General features: G+C 43.8%; 16 protein-coding genes. 1 reads left to right on the forward strand and 15 read right to left on the reverse strand.

Annotated elements, in window-relative coordinates; genetic code table 11:
* Window positions 1-463 precede the first annotated feature (463 nt).
* The 12 genes from AC3WTJ_RS26095 to AC3WTJ_RS26150 all read right to left on the reverse strand — a co-directional run bounded on the left by AC3WTJ_RS26095 (window position 464) and on the right by AC3WTJ_RS26150 (window position 15,874).
* On the reverse strand, window positions 464-766 hold the full coding sequence (locus AC3WTJ_RS26095; protein WP_492524318.1) for an iron-sulfur cluster assembly accessory protein: 303 nt from the start codon (window positions 764-766) through the stop codon (window positions 464-466).
* Window positions 767-1,123: 357 nt separating this feature from the next.
* Window positions 1,124-2,272, reverse strand: coding sequence for a galactonate dehydratase (gene dgoD, locus AC3WTJ_RS26100; RefSeq protein ID WP_492524319.1), 1,149 nt, complete (start codon window positions 2,270-2,272; stop codon window positions 1,124-1,126).
* 16 nt (window positions 2,273-2,288) lie between these two features.
* Entirely contained in the window at window positions 2,289-2,915 is a 627-nt protein-coding gene (locus AC3WTJ_RS26105; protein ID WP_492524320.1) for a bifunctional 4-hydroxy-2-oxoglutarate aldolase/2-dehydro-3-deoxy-phosphogluconate aldolase, read from the reverse strand.
* A 25-nt stretch (window positions 2,916-2,940) separates the two neighbouring features.
* Window positions 2,941-3,813, reverse strand: coding sequence for a carbohydrate ABC transporter permease (locus tag AC3WTJ_RS26110; protein ID WP_492524321.1), 873 nt, complete (start codon window positions 3,811-3,813; stop codon window positions 2,941-2,943).
* A 19-nt stretch (window positions 3,814-3,832) separates the two neighbouring features.
* Complete coding sequence (locus tag AC3WTJ_RS26115) at window positions 3,833-4,714, reverse strand: carbohydrate ABC transporter permease (protein WP_407871138.1); 882 nt, start codon at window positions 4,712-4,714, stop codon at window positions 3,833-3,835.
* Window positions 4,715-4,814: 100 nt separating this feature from the next.
* Window positions 4,815-6,152 carry an ABC transporter substrate-binding protein gene (locus AC3WTJ_RS26120; RefSeq protein WP_407871137.1) on the reverse strand — a complete coding sequence of 446 codons (1,338 nt, stop codon included), beginning with the start codon at window positions 6,150-6,152 and terminating at the stop codon, window positions 4,815-4,817.
* Between the two features lie 154 nt (window positions 6,153-6,306).
* On the reverse strand, window positions 6,307-7,497 hold the full coding sequence (locus AC3WTJ_RS26125) for a response regulator transcription factor (RefSeq protein WP_492524322.1): 1,191 nt from the start codon (window positions 7,495-7,497) through the stop codon (window positions 6,307-6,309).
* On the reverse strand, window positions 7,479-9,149 hold the full coding sequence (locus tag AC3WTJ_RS26130) for a sensor histidine kinase (RefSeq protein ID WP_492524323.1): 1,671 nt from the start codon (window positions 9,147-9,149) through the stop codon (window positions 7,479-7,481). The genes AC3WTJ_RS26125 and AC3WTJ_RS26130 overlap by 19 nt, the downstream gene beginning before the upstream one ends.
* A gap of 148 nt (window positions 9,150-9,297) precedes the next feature.
* Window positions 9,298-12,306 carry a glycoside hydrolase family 2 TIM barrel-domain containing protein gene (locus AC3WTJ_RS26135; RefSeq protein ID WP_492524324.1) on the reverse strand — a complete coding sequence of 1,003 codons (3,009 nt, stop codon included), beginning with the start codon at window positions 12,304-12,306 and terminating at the stop codon, window positions 9,298-9,300.
* 256 nt (window positions 12,307-12,562) lie between these two features.
* Window positions 12,563-13,903, reverse strand: coding sequence for a sugar phosphate nucleotidyltransferase (locus AC3WTJ_RS26140; protein WP_492524325.1), 1,341 nt, complete (start codon window positions 13,901-13,903; stop codon window positions 12,563-12,565).
* A gap of 37 nt (window positions 13,904-13,940) precedes the next feature.
* Window positions 13,941-15,056, reverse strand: a complete 1,116-nt coding sequence (locus tag AC3WTJ_RS26145; protein WP_492524326.1) for a glycosyltransferase family 4 protein — start codon at window positions 15,054-15,056, stop codon at window positions 13,941-13,943.
* Entirely contained in the window at window positions 15,056-15,874 is an 819-nt protein-coding gene (locus AC3WTJ_RS26150) for a DUF6492 family protein (RefSeq protein ID WP_492524327.1), read from the reverse strand. Before AC3WTJ_RS26150 ends, AC3WTJ_RS26145 begins: the two co-directional genes overlap by 1 nt.
* A gap of 105 nt (window positions 15,875-15,979) precedes the next feature.
* Here AC3WTJ_RS26150 and AC3WTJ_RS26155 point away from each other — a divergent pair, with 105 nt between their 5' ends.
* Entirely contained in the window at window positions 15,980-16,144 is a 165-nt protein-coding gene (locus AC3WTJ_RS26155) for a helix-turn-helix domain-containing protein (RefSeq protein WP_492524573.1), read from the forward strand.
* Between the two features lie 3 nt (window positions 16,145-16,147).
* Here AC3WTJ_RS26155 and AC3WTJ_RS26160 read toward each other — a convergent pair whose 3' ends face one another.
* The 3 genes from AC3WTJ_RS26160 to AC3WTJ_RS26170 form a co-directional block, all read right to left on the reverse strand.
* Window positions 16,148-16,330 carry a hypothetical protein gene (locus AC3WTJ_RS26160; protein ID WP_492524328.1) on the reverse strand — a complete coding sequence of 61 codons (183 nt, stop codon included), beginning with the start codon at window positions 16,328-16,330 and terminating at the stop codon, window positions 16,148-16,150.
* A gap of 473 nt (window positions 16,331-16,803) precedes the next feature.
* On the reverse strand, window positions 16,804-17,184 hold the full coding sequence (locus AC3WTJ_RS26165; protein ID WP_492524329.1) for an Imm8 family immunity protein: 381 nt from the start codon (window positions 17,182-17,184) through the stop codon (window positions 16,804-16,806).
* 23 nt (window positions 17,185-17,207) lie between these two features.
* Window positions 17,208-18,488 (reverse strand): polymorphic toxin-type HINT domain-containing protein, encoded by a 1,281-nt coding sequence (locus AC3WTJ_RS26170; RefSeq protein ID WP_492524330.1) that lies wholly within the window; start codon window positions 18,486-18,488, stop codon window positions 17,208-17,210.
* Between the last annotated feature and the right edge of the window lie 85 nt (window positions 18,489-18,573).

The following is an 18,573-nucleotide window of genomic DNA, read 5'->3' on the forward strand; positions in this document are numbered from 1 at the left end:
TCAAACTCTCCATAATAGTGGCCGATTGCTCGTCCTTATTTGAAAGCTGAATAGCTCATTGACTTGCTAGCGAGATTATTCATCTCATTTATAGTCGATTACTCGACTGTGCTTACTCACTCGTTGTTCAGTTTTCAAAGATCAATTTCTTTCGCTCACTGCCGTGTTACCGAAGCAGCGAAAAGTAATATACCATACTAATTTTTATATTGCAACTTCTTTTTTTCTATTAACTTTAACCAGTCTGTCTTGCGACCGGATTGCTAATATACCATGCATGATATTTAAAATGCAATGTTTTATTTTACCAATATCAATATTTGTTTACGCTTGCGTACACTACCCGACTTTTTTTATATTTTGGGCTCAACTTTCATCGGTGATGAAACGAAAAAAAGAGCTGCTTCAATGCAGCTCTTGCGCTATTTTTGCTTACCATTTTGAACATTAATATTTCATGCCTTTATTTGTCATGAAAACCTGTAGAAGGATTTGTTATGAAGAAACCTTCATCAGACACATAAAAATACTGAATCCAAACTCCATCTAATAGGTCTTCACGTTTATCTAATAAGATTTCAATGTCTTTGTCAGTTTTCACGATTTCATCATGTTCAGTTGGTGTATCAAGCTTTATATCATAATGCGCATGATCTCCATGATTCTGTGTTATAAAAACACGAATCATCTTCCCTTCAGCCGCTTCTTTACTTTTAAGCATATTTTTTAATACGTTTGCAGCATTTCGATTGATTTTACATTTCATGTTTTGTGTCCTCTATTCAAATTTTTTATACTGTAATATTATTTGTTACAGTATATTTTGTCAAGATATTGATTTCATCTTTTGAATCGGAACATCGTTGATTTTGTAATTCTGATTGTTTCAACTTCATAAATAAGAGCGCCTCCTTGATGGTGTTGGGTTAAACCCGGGACAAACCCATCATACTGAAGCGCTCTTTTTTGACAAAGGCCATTTTTTAACCTTAATTAGGATTGTTTACTTCAATGAAACCAGGGAGTAGCTGCCAAGTAGCGTGCTGCTACCTGGTTATTACGCTATTTTACACTATCGAGTCCACTTAGGCTAAACTGGGTCTACTCGCTCCCATGAATTCGCCTACCACTCCGCGATACTTCCATCTTTATGCCGCCATACTGGGTTCTGCCATTGATGCCCGATTGCCGCCATCTTCCTGACATGCGCTTCGTTCACTTCAATACCTAAACCAGGCCCTTGAGGGATTTGGACGAATCCATCCTTGTAAGCAAACACAGAACCATCAACTATATAATCTAATAGATCACTGCCTTGATTATAGTGAATGCCAAGACTTTGTTCCTGGATGAACGCGTTATGTGCTGTTGCATCCACCTGAAGACATGCCGCCAAAGCAATAGGTCCAAGTGGACAATGCGGCGCCAGAGCAACATCATAGGCCTCCGCCATCGAAGCAATTTTCTTACACTCTGTGATCCCCCCGGCATGTGAGAGATCCGGTTGGATAATATCCGCATACCCATCGGCCAGCAGCGATTTGAAATCCCAACGTGAGAACATTCTTTCGCCAGTTGCAATAGGTATAGACGTATGCCGGGCAATTTCGCGCAAGGCCTCGTTATTTTCAGATAAAACTGGCTCCTCGATAAACATCAGTTTGAAAGGTTCCAGTTCCTTAGCGAGAATCTTCGCCATTGGTTTATGTACGCGGCCATGAAAGTCAACGCCAATGCCCACATATTTGCCAACGGATTCGCGAATAGCAGCAACACGTTCCAAGACTTGATCGATCTTCTCATAGGAATCGATATATTGGAGTTCCTCTGTCCCGTTCATTTTGACTGCGGTGAATCCTGCGTCAACAATTGATTTTGCCGCTTGACCGACATCGCTTGGACGATCTCCGCCAATCCAGGAATAAACACGGATCGAATCTCGGCAAGCGCCGCCTAATAGTTGATAGACGGGCGCATGATAATATTTGCCTTTAAGATCCCACAATGCTTGATCGATGCCGGCAATCGCGCTCATTAGAATCGGCCCCCCACGGTAGAAGCCTGCGCGATACATCGTTTGCCAATGATCTTCAATTCGAAGCGCATCTTTGCCAATCAGATAAGTCATCATTTCATGAACAGCCGTTTCCACTGTAGCCGCTTTGCCTTCAATAACAGGCTCCCCCCAACCTACAAGGCCTTCATCGGTTTCCAATTTGAGGAATAGCCATCTCGGAGGTACTTTGAATAGTTCATAGCCGGTAATTTTCATAAATCCTATCTCCTCTCTATTGGGTCGCCCTAACGAATTGGGCTGCTTTATGTGTTAATTGTTCTAAAGAATCGGTATGGATATCCCATTTCGCAGGGACAAGCGATCCGCCAACCCCTAGAGCAGCAGCACCAGCGTCCACAAAAGCCCGTATATTGTGCAAATCTATACCACCCGTAGGCATTAATGGAATTTGAGGTAACGGACCTCGCAAGCTCTTGATAAATGACGGAGAAATGGCGTCAGCCGGGAAAATTTTCACGATATCGGCACCATGTTCATAAGCCGTCACGATTTCAGTAGGCGTATAAGCGCCAGGAATACTGATTGCGCCATACCGTTTAGTCAAACGTATCGTTTCCACGTTAAGCGACGGTGAGAGGAGAAACGAGGCACCGGCAAGCAGCGCTGCTCGTGCCGACTCTGGATCGAGTACAGTGCCTGCCCCAATCGCCATATCCTCACCGAATTCGGAGTTTAGCAGACGAATTGACTCTAGAGCACCTGGTGTGTTCATTGTGACTTCAATCAGTCGGATGCCTCCAGCGTGCAGCGCTTGTGCTACGGACAACATATGCTGTGGTTCCGTTCCCCGCACAATGCTGATAATTTTGTGTTCAAAAATCTGTGACAAGATGGACATGCGCTTCTACTCCTTCTAATGACTGTTATCCTTTGACAGCCCCTTCGGTTAAGCCCGAAATCAATTGCTTTTGAAAAATAAGTACAATGATTAAAAGTGGCAGCACACTGATAACTGAGCCAGCCATAATCAAATGATAGGGCGTATTGTTGCTGTCTTCCAACGCCTTCAGAGCAACAGCGAGGGTCATATTTTCTTTGGATCTTAGAATGACTACGGGCCACATAAAGTTATTCCATTGTTTTACGAATAAAATGATGCCCAGAGCAGCAAAAGCGGATCGCAAATTAGGCAAAACGACTTTACGGAACAAGGTAAATTCGGAGCATCCGTCAATGCGCGCTGCTTCCATCATCTCATCAGGAATAGACCTGCAGTATTGGCGCATAAAGAAGATGCCAAACGCATTGGCCAAATCCGGAAGAATGACCCCCCAGAGATTATCAATTAAGTGAAAATTTTTATAAATAACAAATAGCGGTACCATCGTGGCCTCATGAGGAATCATCAGCGAAGCAAGCACAAAAACAAATAATACTTGTTTGCCCTTGAATTGGTACTTCGCAAAAGCAAATCCTCCCAAACCACATAGGAATAACGTTACTATTGTAAAAACACTGGACAGCAGCAGGCTGTTCCAAGCTACTGTTCCAAAGCCTCTGTTGACAAAAAGCTCAGTGAAATTCCCCCATTGCCATATATGTGGAAGCCAGGTCGGTGGATTGGTGAATATTTCGCTGATGGATTTAACGGATGAACCGAACAACCACAGCAGCGGAAAGATCATGAGAACCGAGACCAACATCATCAGAATGAACATGATAATAGCTGTCCATCGCGTCTTTCCCGTGCTTGATTTACGCCTAACCGGCCGGTTAAGACTTACCGTACTTTGCAAAGTGTTCCCTCCTTACGTCTTATTTTTCATCAAACAAACGCATCTGGATTAAAGAAATAACCATCATTAGAATAAAAAAGCATACGGCAATGGAAGAGGCATAGCCGAAATTAAAATTTTGGAAGCTTTCGTTAAACAACATCAGAACGGGCGTTAATGTCGAATTAAGCGGACCGCCTTTGGTCAGAATGAACGGTTCTGTAAACAGGGAAAAAGTCCCGATGGTCGACAATACCGTGCAAAAAAGTAATATCTGTTTCACGAGAGGAACTGTAATCAGGAAAAAGCTTTTTATTTTGGTCGCGCCATCCACATAGGCCGCTTCATACAAGTCCTTGGGAATGCTTTGCAAGCCGGTTAACACCAGCAGCATATTGTAGCCGAGCCAACGATACAGAACCATCATCGCGACAGATATCCGGGCCCACCAAGGCGATTCTAGCCAGGGAATCGGTGTATTGGTCCAGTGTAAATTAGACAATAGCGTATTGATCAGCCCATCCTGTGTATTGAACAACAACACAAATACAAAGGATACGGCAACAACGGATACAAAATTGGGAACAAACAGAGCCATCCTGAAAAATCCCTTGCCAACCATCCAATTGGCATTGAGCAAACTGGCAAAAATCAAGGCTAAGAACAACATAATAGGTACATAGAGTAAAAAAATAACAACACTATTCCACAGAGACAGCCAAAACGTATGATCGCTTAATAACACTTTATAATTCTCGAAGCCTATAAAGTTCTTTTCCTTGGACCCCTTCCAATCGGTAAAGCTCAGATAGAACGAATAGATAATCGGGTACAGTGAAAAAACTAAGAACAGCAGAAAATAGGGCGATATGTAAAAATAGGGGGCTAAACGAAGCTGCAGTTTCCAGCCTGGACTTCTCATGGATGTACCTCCTTAAAGGGTAAAAAGAAAAAAGGAGGCATCGCTCCGATAAACGGCTGCAGGTAGGCATACGTTTATCGGGCAGGATGCCGAAAGTGATTTACTTCCTTTTTGTTTTCTGACGAAGCTCGTCTGCCATTGCTTTCAGAGCTTGATCTGTTGACACATTATTCAAGAAAATTTGCGCCCATACATCCGTCATCCGTTTATTGGCCATTGGGAAATCCGAAGAATAAGCAAGCGGATAGGTTTGTTTTAAAGACTCCGCATAGACCTGACGGATAGGTTGGTTGTTGAAATAAGCGGATGGTTCATTAAACGCTGCATCACTGTAAGTGGTCGTTAAAGATGGGAATAGACCCGCTTTTTTCATCATATTAATTTGGGATGTTTCTTTACCTAACATGAATTCAATAAATTTCCACGATTCTTCCGGATGCTTGGAATTTTTATTAATCGCCAAGTTCGATCCGCCTTGATTTGCACCTGTATACTTATCATCTTTGGACCATTTTGGCATTGTCGTTACGGACCATTTGCCTTTATCGTCAGGCGCATATTGGCCTTCAATAATCGCATCGTGCCAGGAACCGCCAACTACAGTTGCAACCTTGCCTTCTTTGATTGCGTTACCCCAAGGATCGGTATTAGCCCGCGCATCGTAGACGAGACCTTCCTTCTGCATTTTGACCAGATAATCAGCAATCTCTTTGACCTCCGGTTTTTCCACCGATACGTTTCCATCTTTATCAAAATACCAGACACCACGCTGCCACATCATCGATTCAAAAACACGGTTGCTGGAATTCGTCTTGGAGTCGCCGAACATAAGAACACCGGTTTTCTCCTTAATTTGCTTAGCCACTTGGTAATAGTCATCCCATGTTTGGATTTTCTGAGCAACTTCCTTCGGATCCGTTGGCAAACCGGCTTTGGCAAAAATATCATTGCGGTAGAACATCACCACTGGACCGCTATCCCAAGGCATTGCGTATACTTTGTTATCTTTGGTCGCATCTTCCCATTTGTAGGCGTTCATCTTATCTTTATATGGTTCGACACGTTTGGTAATATCGAGCAATGAATCAATCTGTACCATCTGCGCCATATTCGTAGATTCCAGCCCCACGATATCCGGCACTGCATCTTGCGTGTTGGAAGAAATCAGATACTTTTGATATAAATCAGTGGATTTCATAATTTGATATTCCACTTCAATATTCGGATTTTCCTTTTTGAAAGCTTCTATGTTTGCGTCTAAACCAACTTTAGCCGACTCCCAAATCCATACCACCAGCTTAACTTTCTTGTCCGAACTTGCTGGACTTGCAGCACCGCCCGCCGTACTTGCTGTAGATGAAGAATTGGAACAAGCCGTCCCTATTAAGCTTACGGACAAACAAGTTGCCAATAAGAGTGACCAACTTTTTCTTTTCATGAAGAATGCCTCCCTGTATGTTTATATCCTTATGTTAAAATAAATGAAAAGGGTTTCATACCGACGGATGTTTGGAAAAAGTGCAATCTTTACCGAAAACGAAAAAATGCCTGCCCCCCTTCAGGGACAGGTGCATTTTTGTCTGGTTTTCTCGTCATTTTGTTTGAATCCGGTACTGGCCAGGTGTCAAGGAAGCGCTTTTTTTGAACCATTTGGAAAAATATTTGGCATCATTAATGCCGACTTTCTCCGCAATTTCATCAGCCCTAAACGATGTGCTCCGCAGCAATGCTTTAGCCCTTTCGAGTTTCCGTTTGGAAATAAATGAAATGAGGCTGAACCCCGTCGATTCCTTAAAAATCGTGCTGAAATAACTGCGGCTTACGCCAATTTTGCTGGCAATATCAGCCGCCCTGAGATCTAGATACAGATGCTGGTCAATATAGTCAATCGCGCTTAGGATATCTTCTTTATGCGAATCATTTACCAGTTCAAACTCCTGTTCAATATGTCTCAAACGATGCAATCGATGTACGGATGACATCCACTGATCGGGGCTTGTAATGGGTCCTGCTTGCCTCCAACCGATGGTGTGGTTGTTGATTTTGCTTCGCAGCAGTTCCTCACTGCAAGCCTGAAGACCCTGGCTTCGACAGAACAAGAAATAACTATCTTCTTCGCTTTGCAGCAGCAGCATATCCTCTTGCTCTGAGATGGTAAAGGATAATTCGCTTAATAGATCGGACCGATTCAGAGGTGAATGCCCATCTTGAAATATATGGATCATGTAACCACCTTCTGTCATCCATTTCCATTCCTTCTCCAATCGCAGCAGGAACTGATTCCTAACTGTTTGATTCTTATCAATAAGCCATTCATCCAATTCATTAATCTCCACTGGGGGCTCATCAGGGGCAATTCCTATTGGTTTGGACAATTGCTTGGCAATTTCTTGGTGCAGATGTTCCAAACATTCATCCAACCTCTCTTCATCGAGACTTGTCTTCACGATGTAGTCCGTAATGCCAATCTGTATCCCTTGTTTGGCATAATCAAAATCCTTATGACAGCTCAGGAATAAAATTTTGGTATCTGGCGCTACCGCTTTCACCTTCTGGGAGAGTTCAATACCGTCCATTTCTGGCATCACAATATCCGTAATGACCACATGCGGCCGGTGTTCCAGAAATTTATCCCAACCTATACTCCCATTGGGCGCGTCGTCAACGACGATCATCTGATGCTTGGCCCAATCCGTTGTTAGGCGCAGTCCTTTGCGGACCAATTGTTCGTCATCGACAATGAGCACTTTAATGTAAGGTTCGTTTACAGTGTTTTCGGCCATTTTAACTTCACCTTTGTTCCTTTATTTCTTTCTGAATGGATAACTAATCCATAGGGTTCACCAAAATGATGTTTAAACCGTTCATCCACATTTCGCATCCCAAGTCCACCCGTTTTCCCTGGAATGACTTGACCTGAAGAGACGTATGCCAGATGTTCCGCTCGAATACCCATGCCGTCATCGACAATCTCTGCATGAATATGATTATCATTCGAACTAATTGTAAATACGATATGACCTTGACCATCGATAAAACCGTGGAAAAAGATGTTCTCAAACAATGGCTGCAGCACCATGCGCGGAATCAGACGCTGCTCAAGATCTGGTTCGATCTGTAAGGAATACGTAAAAACATCCCCATAGCGGTATCGCTGCATCTGCAAATAATGATGAATGATCTCAAGTTCTGTGTGCAGAGGCACCAACACTTGTTTCACGTTAAAGCTGCCTTCCAGCACCGCCACCAGATGCTCCAGCATCTTGAGAATGTCTGTCTGACCGGCAAGGCGGGCCTTCCACTGAATGCTGTTTAGGGTATTGAATAGTAAATGCGGATTAATCTGATAATGAAGCGCTTTTAATTCGGCTTCGCTTTTAAGCTTCTCCGTCGAGCTAATCTCATCGATTAACTCTCTAATCTGCCCCGTCATCCGATTAAATGTCTCGCTTAGATAACCTAATTCGTCCGAGGCATAGACCGGTGTTTGAATCGTAAGCTCGCCCTGTCCGAATCTGCGCATAGATTGGGCCATCTTCTTGATTGGCTTCGTAATCTGGAAGGAAAAGAAGCCCGCCATCACGAGGCCAAGAACCAGACTCATGACGGCAATAAATAACGAATATTTCAAGATAATGCGGGAAGATTCGAAGAATAAAGGATACGGAATGCTGGCTTCCACCACCCAATTCTCCGATTCCAACTGCTTCGACCATACGATATCGTTCGCATGCGAGACATAAGAAACGGATGTTTGCAGCACGATACCTCCATCCAAATTACGAACTTGCAGATGGCTCTTCGTGTCGTCTTCAAATGCCTTTAGCAGACTCATAATTGAATCCGCTTTCATGTCGATCAGTATTTTACTTTGTGCAGGCAATCCATAGTGATCCTTAATAGGAAGAATTAAACTGATGACATCGCCCGCAGGCGCAGAAGAATAATAGTCTGGATGATGAATAAGAATACGCTTACCTGCTTGCAGCGACGCTTGCTGCCAAAAGTCAGAGTTCAACAGTCGCTCCGTTACAATCCCATCGTTGCCAATGAATTTCCCGCTGGGTGTTATTACATTCACACTTAATATATTGGTATTCTCAAAAGAGGACATGTACCGCTTGAATCCCTTTTCCTCCGTATACTCACTGTACGTTGCTGGTTCATGATCATCTATAACAATCGACGAGGAGATCAGGTAAGTTAATATATTACCTGAGATATTATCCATTTGCTTTAAACTGGCGTCCAGATGAAGCTTGAGCTGGTCTACTGCGTAAAGTCCATAATTGCCAAACTGTTTATTCACAATCTCGGACGACTTATTAGTTGAAAAATAACAGAGCGTAAGTAGAGGCAAGATCGCTACCGTCAAGAAAAAAACAAGCAGTTTGGTGTTCACGCTCTTATGCAACGGAAAATATTTGGATTTCATCCCTATCAGCCTTCTTCAACATGGAGTAAGAATAATCATCGAGTACCTCTATTTTATCATATAAAATCGTGTTTATGGTATTCAACAAAGAGAATAGACAAACAAGTGCCCCCTAGGTCAGCAACTTCGGGGACACTTCCATACGGAATTATGATTCGTCTTCTTTAAAAATCGGCAGAATATGCAGCTCGAACTGAAATTCTCTCTCGTCCAATCGATATTGCTCCAGAAGCTCCGGACCGCACGAATTCGATCCGACACCGCTCATCTTGTAATCGAGATGAACGATCGTTTCCTTCCGTTTTACCAGCTCAACATCATGCGAAGCAAGCGTTAAGTCCTCAGGGCTATAGTGTGATGCGTTAAAGCTGAATTCACCATTGCTTGTAAAGCGCAAGCCCATCCCCTGCTCATTGGACACGATCGCCCATTCGGTACCGTATCTGGCTCCATTCTCTTGGGGCATAATATAATTCTCAAACATATCATCCACACGCAGCAGATATTTGCCTTTTCTTACGCTGTGGCGTTTATCAATATAGCTTTCATGCGGCCCCAATCCAAAATACTCTACTTCTTCCGTTCCGCCAGGCATCGTCAACTGCAAGCCAAAGCGCGGAAGGAACGTAAGCCCCTCTCTGACATTCACGTTCAGACGCAGAGCAATCGCTCCTGTACCGTCAATTCTCCAGATGGCTGTCCCATGAAGAAGGGGAATTTTAATATAACCGCCTAGTGAAAAATCGACCGTAATCTCCACATCCGCCTCCGACTGCTTGGTGATCTCCGCCTTGTACACGTGCATAAGCGCGCGATCGTAATTGTCTTCTAACCACAAGCGTTTAATTTTGCGATCGTTATCCGTTGGCGCCCGCCAAATATTGAACTTCGGAGGAGCTTCAATCATATTCACACCATGCTTGGTTATTCTCGTGAATGTACCATCATGCAGATCAAAAACATGGCGGAAATCAAATCCTTCAACGATTAAGCTGTGATCTTGCTGCTGCAGCTCAATTGTGGCCTTCGTCTCGCGTGGCAGCTTCCTTACAACAACCGGCAGTTCGAACTGTTCGAACGTAATCTCGTGACCTGCCCCAGCCCACTCGGTATCCTTGCGAAGTTTAAAGCTTACTGTAAGGAAATATCGGCTTTCTGATGTCTCCGGCAGCTTATAGGGTACTGTTACGGTTTGCGTCTGATGAGGAGCAGCATGAACCTCGCTCATCTCGCCCTGTTCCGTGGTTCGTCCATCCTTCTCCACTTTCCAAGTCATGACGACATGGGCAAGATCCTGAAAATCATACAGATTCGTCACTGTAATGGCTCCATTATGCAGGTCCGCAGCTTCTACCCGAATTGGTGCAATCACTTTTTTGAGTTCCAAAAGGCCTGTATGCGGTTTGCGGTCGGGATCCACAAGCCCATCGATGCAGAAGTTGCCATCATTGGGTTGATCTCCGAAATCGCCGCCATAAGCAAAGTATGACGTGCCATCAGGGGTACGCGTCTTGATGCCGTGGTCCGACCATTCCCAGACACAGCCGCCCATGAGCTTGGGATGCTTATAGATGACGTCCCAGTAATCTTTCAGATCGCCTGGCCCATTCCCCATCGCGTGACTGTATTCGCATAAAAACATCGGTTTGGTGCTGTTCTCGTCACTGGCGTAAGCATCGATATAAGCAGGGGAAGAATACATGCGTCCTTCCACATCGATCACTTCCGTGTCGGCGCTGCCCTTGTGCCGAGGATCAATACCTTCATAATGGACCGGTCTGGAACGGTCTCTGGCTTTCGTCCATGCTGCCATGGCCATATGATTCACGTCATAACCGGATTCGTTGCCCATTGACCACATCACAATGGAAGGGTGATTTTTATCTCTTTCCACCATTCGCTCCGCCCGATCAACGAAAGCCCGCTGCCAAGCCGGATTCTTGGTCAACATATGGTAGTCACCTGCGTGGAATACACCATGACATTCCAAATCCGCCTCATCAATGACATAGAATCCATATTCATTACACAGGTTTAAAAACCGAGGATCGTTCGGGTAATGCGACGTTCGAACCGTGTTGATATTGTGGCTCTTCATTAAAATTAAATCCTTAATCATATGATTCATCGGAATCGTTTGCCCTAACTCCGGATGTGAGTCATGACGATTAACCCCTTTTAATTTGACCGGCATTCCGTTGATTAAAAATACACCATCTTTAATTTCAATTTTTCTAAACCCGACTTGAAACAACAGCACTTCGTCGCCAGCATATACGTAAAGCTGATACAAATGAGGCTGCTCTGCATTCCACAGTTTGGGCTCGTCTATGTGAAGTTCGATGGTTCCGCTTCGATCAATGGTTGAGCTTCCCTCTTGGATGAGCTGGTTTGAGGCATCTTTTAATTCAACTCTCGTTGGTAAGGTTCCCGTTGTTGTAATCTCACAACAAATAGTGGCTTGTCGCCTATCTTCCGATAACTCCTGACGGTTGAACACGTCCCGGATATGGTTCTTGCTTCGCGCGAGCAGGTAGACATCTCTGAAAATCCCGGAAAATCTCCACAGATCCTGATCTTCCAGATACGTGCCATCGCACCACTTCAATACCATAACCGCCATCCGATTTTTGCCAACCTTCAGATAGGGTGAGATATCGAACTCGGCTGGGACTCGGCTGCCTTGACTGTAACCGACGAATGCACCATTCACCCATAGATACATACAGGAGTTGACACCCTCGAAAACCATATATTTCTCTTTATCCGCCCACTGCTCAGAAATTTGAAAGTCCCTGACATACAATCCAGCCGGATTCTCATTCGGAACAAAAGGTGGATCACACGGAAATGGATAATTGACATTCGTGTAGTGATTCTGATCATATCCGTTCACCTGCCAGCAGGATGGCACAATCAAATCATCCCAGCCGTTCACATTGGCAGCGGCATCATAGAATCCATCTTGCACCTCTTTCACGCTGCGCACATACTGAAATTTCCAAAGTCCGTTCAGAGTCTGATAGTACGGGGATTTTCCTCTCTTTTGATTGAATGCGCTTGTCTCATCCGCATAAGGGATATAATAAGCTCGCGGAGCTATTCTATTGATATGCAAAACGTCCAATTTTTCCCAATATTTCTCAATCTTTATCACTTTAGTATGACTCCTCACCTGTGTTTAGTAAACGATTACAACCTACTCTCTAATCTTAATTTGAGTGCGTCTATTTTCGCACAGACATATGTTTGAAAATGGTGCATTCTTTTTCGAAATATGTACGACAGGCTGATCCAACTATCTTGTATCGTGTATTTGTTCTATTTTTTCGCTATTTTGTTTGAAAAGGTGGATGCACAACACAAAAGAGCCCATGCGCCGATTCATCCAGCGATAAGCTCATTTCCAACAGCTACCAGTTCATTAACAAGCGCAGACAATCGTCCTCCTTCAATGCCATCCCCAACTGAACCTCCATCAACTCAAGCTTGGTGATAGCCTTGATGCCATGTCCAACGTTAATAGGAATTTGCCTAACATCGCCCGCCTGAAGCCTGTACCGTTTATGATCCAATAAGATTTCTGCTTCGCCGCTTAAAATCGTTACTATCTCCTTCCGTGTCTGGTGCAGATGATAACTGGTTTGCTCCCCTTGGGAGATTTCTACTCTTTTTACCATAACCTCCGTTCCCCGTTCATCCGTCCAGAATTCCAAGACCCGACAGGTTCCCCACCTTTTCTCTATATATCTCGGAAACTGAGGTACTGCATCTAACTTATCCTTAATTAAATTGGCTTGATCCTTGGCCGCAATAAGAATACCATCTGAACTTGCCGCAACAATCACATCGGGTACGCCAATCACTTCAATTGGATAGGGGAGTTCATTAATCATATGCGTATTGGAGGAATCATCCGATATACGGCCGGGACCAATGACCCGATTCTCAAAATAACCTGTAATCGCCTTCCAGCTTCCCAGATCATTCCATAAACCCTCATAGCCCATAACGGCTACACGGTTAGAGTGTTCCACGACCTCTTGATCAAAGCTTGCCGTAGCAAGCTGCTCGTAACAGTCTAGCCACTTGTCAACCTGAATAGGCAGCGCCTTTTTCGCCACATGATCCAACATATACTTCAAATTGAACGCAAAAACACCACAGTTCCACAACGCATGCTGCTCAATCAACAAGCCGGCCAGTTGCTCATTAGGCTTCTCTACGAATTGCCGAACGAGCGCATAATTATCCTTCTCCATTAAACGCTCAGGAACAATATAGCCGAATTGGTTAGAGGGGTGTTGAGGCTTCGTTCCAAGAAGGGCAAGCTCCGCCTGCGACTGTGAAAGAATGTCCGGAAAGCGATGAAGTTTCCCGAAAAACAACGAATCTGCAAAAGTGTCCACTGGGAGGATGCATATCGTTTCATTCGGATCTACCTGCATCTGCTCATGCAGATAACAGGAAGCTAGCGCGACAGCCGCAAACGTTCCTCTTTTAAATGGCTCACTAATGATAGGAATGTTTTCGCCTACATGCTTTCTCGTAATTTCAACTTGGCTGCTATGTGTGATAATGCTCGTGAATGGCAGCAAACCTACTTCATCCAATTGTCGGCATATGCGTCCAATCATCGATTCTCTCGTTCCATTGCCCGATTTCAAAAGTTTCAGAAACACCTTAGAGCGGATCTCGTTGGATAACGGCCATAACCTTTTACCAGAACCTCCGCACAATAGTACAATCCGCAAGTCAAATGCCCCTTTCCGGGAGACATAACACTTCCCCTTATTTCTTTGAACGAATTACCTTTTCTATAACCTGCTTCATTAACACCCCTGCTCGATTCCAGGATAAATCAAGTACATCCCTTCGGCCTTGGCGTCCCTTCTCCTTGCAAAGCTCAGGGTTTTGGTAGGCTTGCCGCATCGCCCGTCTTAGCGCATGCCGATCGGCCTCCGCCCATTTTTGTCCTTTCTGAGCAAACAGATAGCTGAATGATCGCGAGATTGCATGCCGACTTTTCATACTAGCCGCAGGACTTTGGAGTCGATAGGGGAGAAGGAACGAATTACGAGACGTCAGGAAATCCATTTGCCCTCCCCAACCGGTCGCAATGACAGGGACACCGCTAGCCAGCGATTCTAAAAAAGGCAAACCGACGCCTTCACCACGAGTAGGAAGGACAAAAGCATCGCCAAGCGTGTAGAAACCTCTCATCTGACCTTCATAAAATCGGCGTGCAATCACGACAACAGGGGCTGTCGGCTTTTGAAAACCTAATCTCTTTTGGTATTGCAGAATTTGCTTTTTTATCCATCGCTCTGTCTCATAGACTGCGTATCCACTGGTTTTGATAACGAGAATGACATTGTCTTGAGACGAAAACTCCTCCCAGTACGCCCTTAATAAAGCCTCTGGATTCTTGCGATGCTGGAAGCCAAATACGGACACGAACGTAAACTTGCCTGCCGCACGCGGTAGTGACAGCTTTTTATTATCAGGATGGAAAACCTTCGTATCTACGCCATGAGGAACAATATAAATCGGCACCTTCACACCGCTATTTCGCAATGCCACCTTGTTATGCTGGGAGGGGACGCAGATCGCATCGAATTGGTTCATATTCGGCAGCCAATTCCATGGCGTTCTGCTAGTCTCCCATACCGTGTTCAGAATAATAGTATCGTATCTGCTTCGCGCCGCCTTGAAATTTATGTGATTAGGAGCATGGTTATAGATAAGCACCTTTTTGCCATGAGATGACCTCCCTTTGGGACCAGACAATCCCCAGCTCACCGTAACACCCTGGCGCGTAAGTGCCCGTGCATAGGCTCTACTCGCATAACCGAGACCACTGGCTCTATGGACAGGTCCTTCCCAGGTCACACGATAAGACGTCATCAAGACTTTACCTTCCTGGCTTTTACATAACCCTTGCGTTTATGAAGGGAAATGGATCTGTAACGCTTCGCAAGAGCCCTGACCGTGGATGGAATGCCAGAAGCGCGCAGGCTTAAACTTTTGTTCAATGCAGACTTCAAAATCATGTTGTGCGGAGCGGACGCGTAGAGGAAATTACCGTAAGTTTCAAATTCCGAGAAAGCAAACTGCTTGGATTTATTCATACTGGCCATAATAGCCGAATACCAGCTTCTGTTGTGCTTCGCTTCAATCGTGCTTTTCAACTTTGCCACTTTCGCTCTTTCAAACAGCATATAGTGGGTAACAAACGACCGACGAGACGAGCGTCCTCTGCCCATTAGTTTTCGATAGGTTTTATAATATTCACTCTGACTCCAGTCCCGGCAATAAAACACGGTCTTGGATCCCACTTTAAAAACGTGCGGGCGAATGAGTACTGTATCCGCGTCAATCACCAAGTAGTACTTGGATGTGCAGAGCGTGTCGCCGTTAAGCTTCAGCAGTTGTTGATAAAGCCAGCCGGATCGCTCCCATGTTTTGGATTCATAGTGGATATCCTTCTTCGTTATAGGGAGAACCGTGTCTTCATGAACGAACCTGCACGCCTTTCGCTGACAAAGGTCCAGAATTCTTTTCTTTCGCGGAGCAACAATGATGATTTCACCAATAGGATGTTTCACATACTTCCGTACGGCATCAATCACCATAGGAAGTGTTCCTAAATCCTTCTCGATCGCTGGGATTAACACATCAATTTGGGTTGAACTACTCAACGCGACGCTTCCTGACATCAGCATGTACTCATCTCCATTAACCGAATGTATGAATTATCATATGTTCGACGGAAAAAATGGCATGGGTATATGGAAAAAAAGTGACCCTTTTAACATTAACGATTTCTCATTTTCAGCAAACGAGAACTTGCTCGTAGAATGGAAATCCATCCAAGTACGGTTAGTCATCTCTGTTACGATAAGGTTAACGCCGCTTATTTCGATACCTTGGAGTTGATTTGTAAGACCTTAGACGTCCAATTGCATGAACTGATTATCATGGAGGATGAATAATGTCTATAGTGCTACTGGAACTTTGCTGACAACACCGCCCAATATTGCACATGGTAGTGTTACAGCATCCTCCCATTGCTCTTCCGCAGCGCTATCAAAATCAAGTATCTGGCGTTTCCTCGTTTCATCCTTGATTTGCCTACGGTAATGCCCTGTGACTTGCCGCTGTTCCAGTTCACCGCTCATCAACCCCATAACTCTTAGATGTAATTTCGATTTCAGCTGTTCACGTGAAGTTAGATGAGCACACAGGAAATATCTATTGATCACGGGCGGATACTGAACCAAAAGATTAAACGGTATCTTCTCTTTCGGAGGACTACTAGTCCTCTCTTCTTCATTCTCATATTCAATAAAATCTATATTTCATCTAATGTGATAGCGGTCATTACTTATCCAAATCCTGACGAGCAGAAAGTGTGCATTTGATCCTGAGAGATCAGCATGTAAAGTGAGGACTCACGTCCGTCCTGTACTGGTTATGAGGATATTTGCGTTGTTAGGAGTATAGCGGAAGAAAAAATGAACCCTACGACAGTAGTCGCAAGGTATCTAAATAGATTAAATTTGTTATTGGTTGAATAATAGGTTCACTCAACACTGGGTGGAGGTAAAAGAAGAAGACCTTGAAGGACATCCTTCAGGGTCTTCTCAGCTAATCACTTTTCCTTATTTAGTCTATTCATTGCCTCATCAAGTGTTTCATACTGGATATTGTCATACTCCCAAATAAGATGACGATTAATTGCTTTTGCAACTTCATCCCAAGTTGGTCGAATACAATCTTCCAATATCTTGTTGATTTCCATCTCTACCAAAGCTGAGTCAAATTCATTTACAATAAATGTCGCTCTACCATCTTGTATCTTATCTTCTTCTAGAATCGCAAGTAGTCTTTTAGGAGTCATTATTCTAAAATAAAAATACTCAACTCCGTCTGAATCAACAGTTCCAATATCTGCACTTGCTGCGAGTACGAAATCATCTTTTTGTTCAGGTTCTCCACGTACTATTATCCTTTTTAAAACAGGAGATAACATATACTCACTCTCTTTTCAATTGATTACTCAATGTCAACATGATAATTAGTTAGTTGTTTTCCGTTATTATCAAATATCTCAAAATTAGCTTCATATACCGTAGTACCTTGTTGTGCGCTCTTACCGTATTTGACTCCAGTCCTAACAGATTTTAATCCATCTTTACTGGTGTAAAACATTCCACCATCGAATTTTTGTATTTTAGCACCTTTTCCTACAAACTCAAGAGCAGCATCATTTACAACGTTTGCAGATGCTTTTACATCTGCTAATCCATCAATTGACTTTGAGCTATTTGCCAAATTTGCCAAGTCAGAAGATGTACCACAGAAGCTGTTAATATTGTGAACCCAAATTCCTAAGTCACTTACAAAATAAGTATGGAAATCGGAAACAGTAAAATTATAAACCTTTACTTTTTCATCGTGATGTACAGTTTCGATGTTGTCAATCTTTAGATGATTCCCATTACTTTGTACTAGTTCATCTCCCACTTTCAAGTCAATAGCGAGTGTCCAGCCCTTGCCATCAACCCAAAATGGGTGATTGTCAGTTGTCTCAATAATTTGATTATCCACAGACAACTTATAAGTGGTATCCTTCAGGTTACGATGTAAGGCTGTTACTTCCTTGTAAGCTTGTTCGCCAGTCTCTTCGTTCTTGGAAAGAACCTTATCTCCGACTTCAATGTCTTCGATATTCTTCTCCCCTTCGTCTGTTTGAACTTTCGTTCCAGATACAAAACAGTTACACGCCTTGGCGGCAGCCTCAGCAACCTTTTCGCCCTTAGAGAATACATTCTTAATCCCTTTTCCAACCCATTTTACACCTTTTACAAGATACTTACCTTCAGGAATCAAACCAACTGCTGACTCCACTCTTTCAGCAGTTGATAATTCTTCACCTGTTACTGGGTTTTCTCCAGTAACTACTTCATACCCAGCCTTTACAGATCCCATTACTGGAGTGAAATCCGCTACACAATCTGCTACTCCAGTCATACTATTAGCGTCACAATGCCCTGTCGGATCAGTATGAGTCAATGGGTTATTGCTCACATACGTATACAGGTTCAGCGACAATGGGTTGTTAATCTGCCCCTCATACGTATCCTCATTAATAAACCGCCCCATGCTTGGGTCATACCAACGTGCTCGCAAGTACTGTAAACCCGTTGAATCATCAAACATCTCACCACTGTATCTAAATGGCTGTGCTATACTTTCCGTTTGACTGACGATGTTTCCCCAAATATCGTACGAATACGAATTATCGCAGAGATAGGCTTGGCGTTTTTTACTCAACTACGTTGTGTCGAACGCATCTATGCGTTACGGTGTCAGGCTGATTTGGAGAACGCTGAAAGAACAGGATATTCGCGTGTGGAAG

The sequence above is a fragment of the Paenibacillus sp. FW101-FHT12H11 genome (assembly GCF_058790355.1).

Coding starts and splice junctions, on each gene's coding strand:
- AC3WTJ_RS26105 (WP_492524320.1), bottom strand. CDS start 2,915: ATGTCCATCTTGTCACAGATTTTTGAACACAAAATTATCAGCATTGTG.
- AC3WTJ_RS26165 (WP_492524329.1), bottom strand. CDS start 17,184: ATGTTATCTCCTGTTTTAAAAAGGATAATAGTACGTGGAGAACCTGAA.
- AC3WTJ_RS26150 (WP_492524327.1), bottom strand. CDS start 15,874: ATGCTGATGTCAGGAAGCGTCGCGTTGAGTAGTTCAACCCAAATTGAT.
- AC3WTJ_RS26095 (WP_492524318.1), bottom strand. CDS start 766: ATGAAATGTAAAATCAATCGAAATGCTGCAAACGTATTAAAAAATATG.
- AC3WTJ_RS26125 (WP_492524322.1), bottom strand. CDS start 7,497: ATGGCCGAAAACACTGTAAACGAACCTTACATTAAAGTGCTCATTGTC.
- dgoD (WP_492524319.1), bottom strand. CDS start 2,272: ATGAAAATTACCGGCTATGAACTATTCAAAGTACCTCCGAGATGGCTA.
- AC3WTJ_RS26130 (WP_492524323.1), bottom strand. CDS start 9,149: ATGAAATCCAAATATTTTCCGTTGCATAAGAGCGTGAACACCAAACTG.
- AC3WTJ_RS26115 (WP_407871138.1), bottom strand. CDS start 4,714: ATGAGAAGTCCAGGCTGGAAACTGCAGCTTCGTTTAGCCCCCTATTTT.
- AC3WTJ_RS26120 (WP_407871137.1), bottom strand. CDS start 6,152: ATGAAAAGAAAAAGTTGGTCACTCTTATTGGCAACTTGTTTGTCCGTA.
- AC3WTJ_RS26145 (WP_492524326.1), bottom strand. CDS start 15,056: ATGACGTCTTATCGTGTGACCTGGGAAGGACCTGTCCATAGAGCCAGT.
- AC3WTJ_RS26160 (WP_492524328.1), bottom strand. CDS start 16,330: ATGAGCGGTGAACTGGAACAGCGGCAAGTCACAGGGCATTACCGTAGG.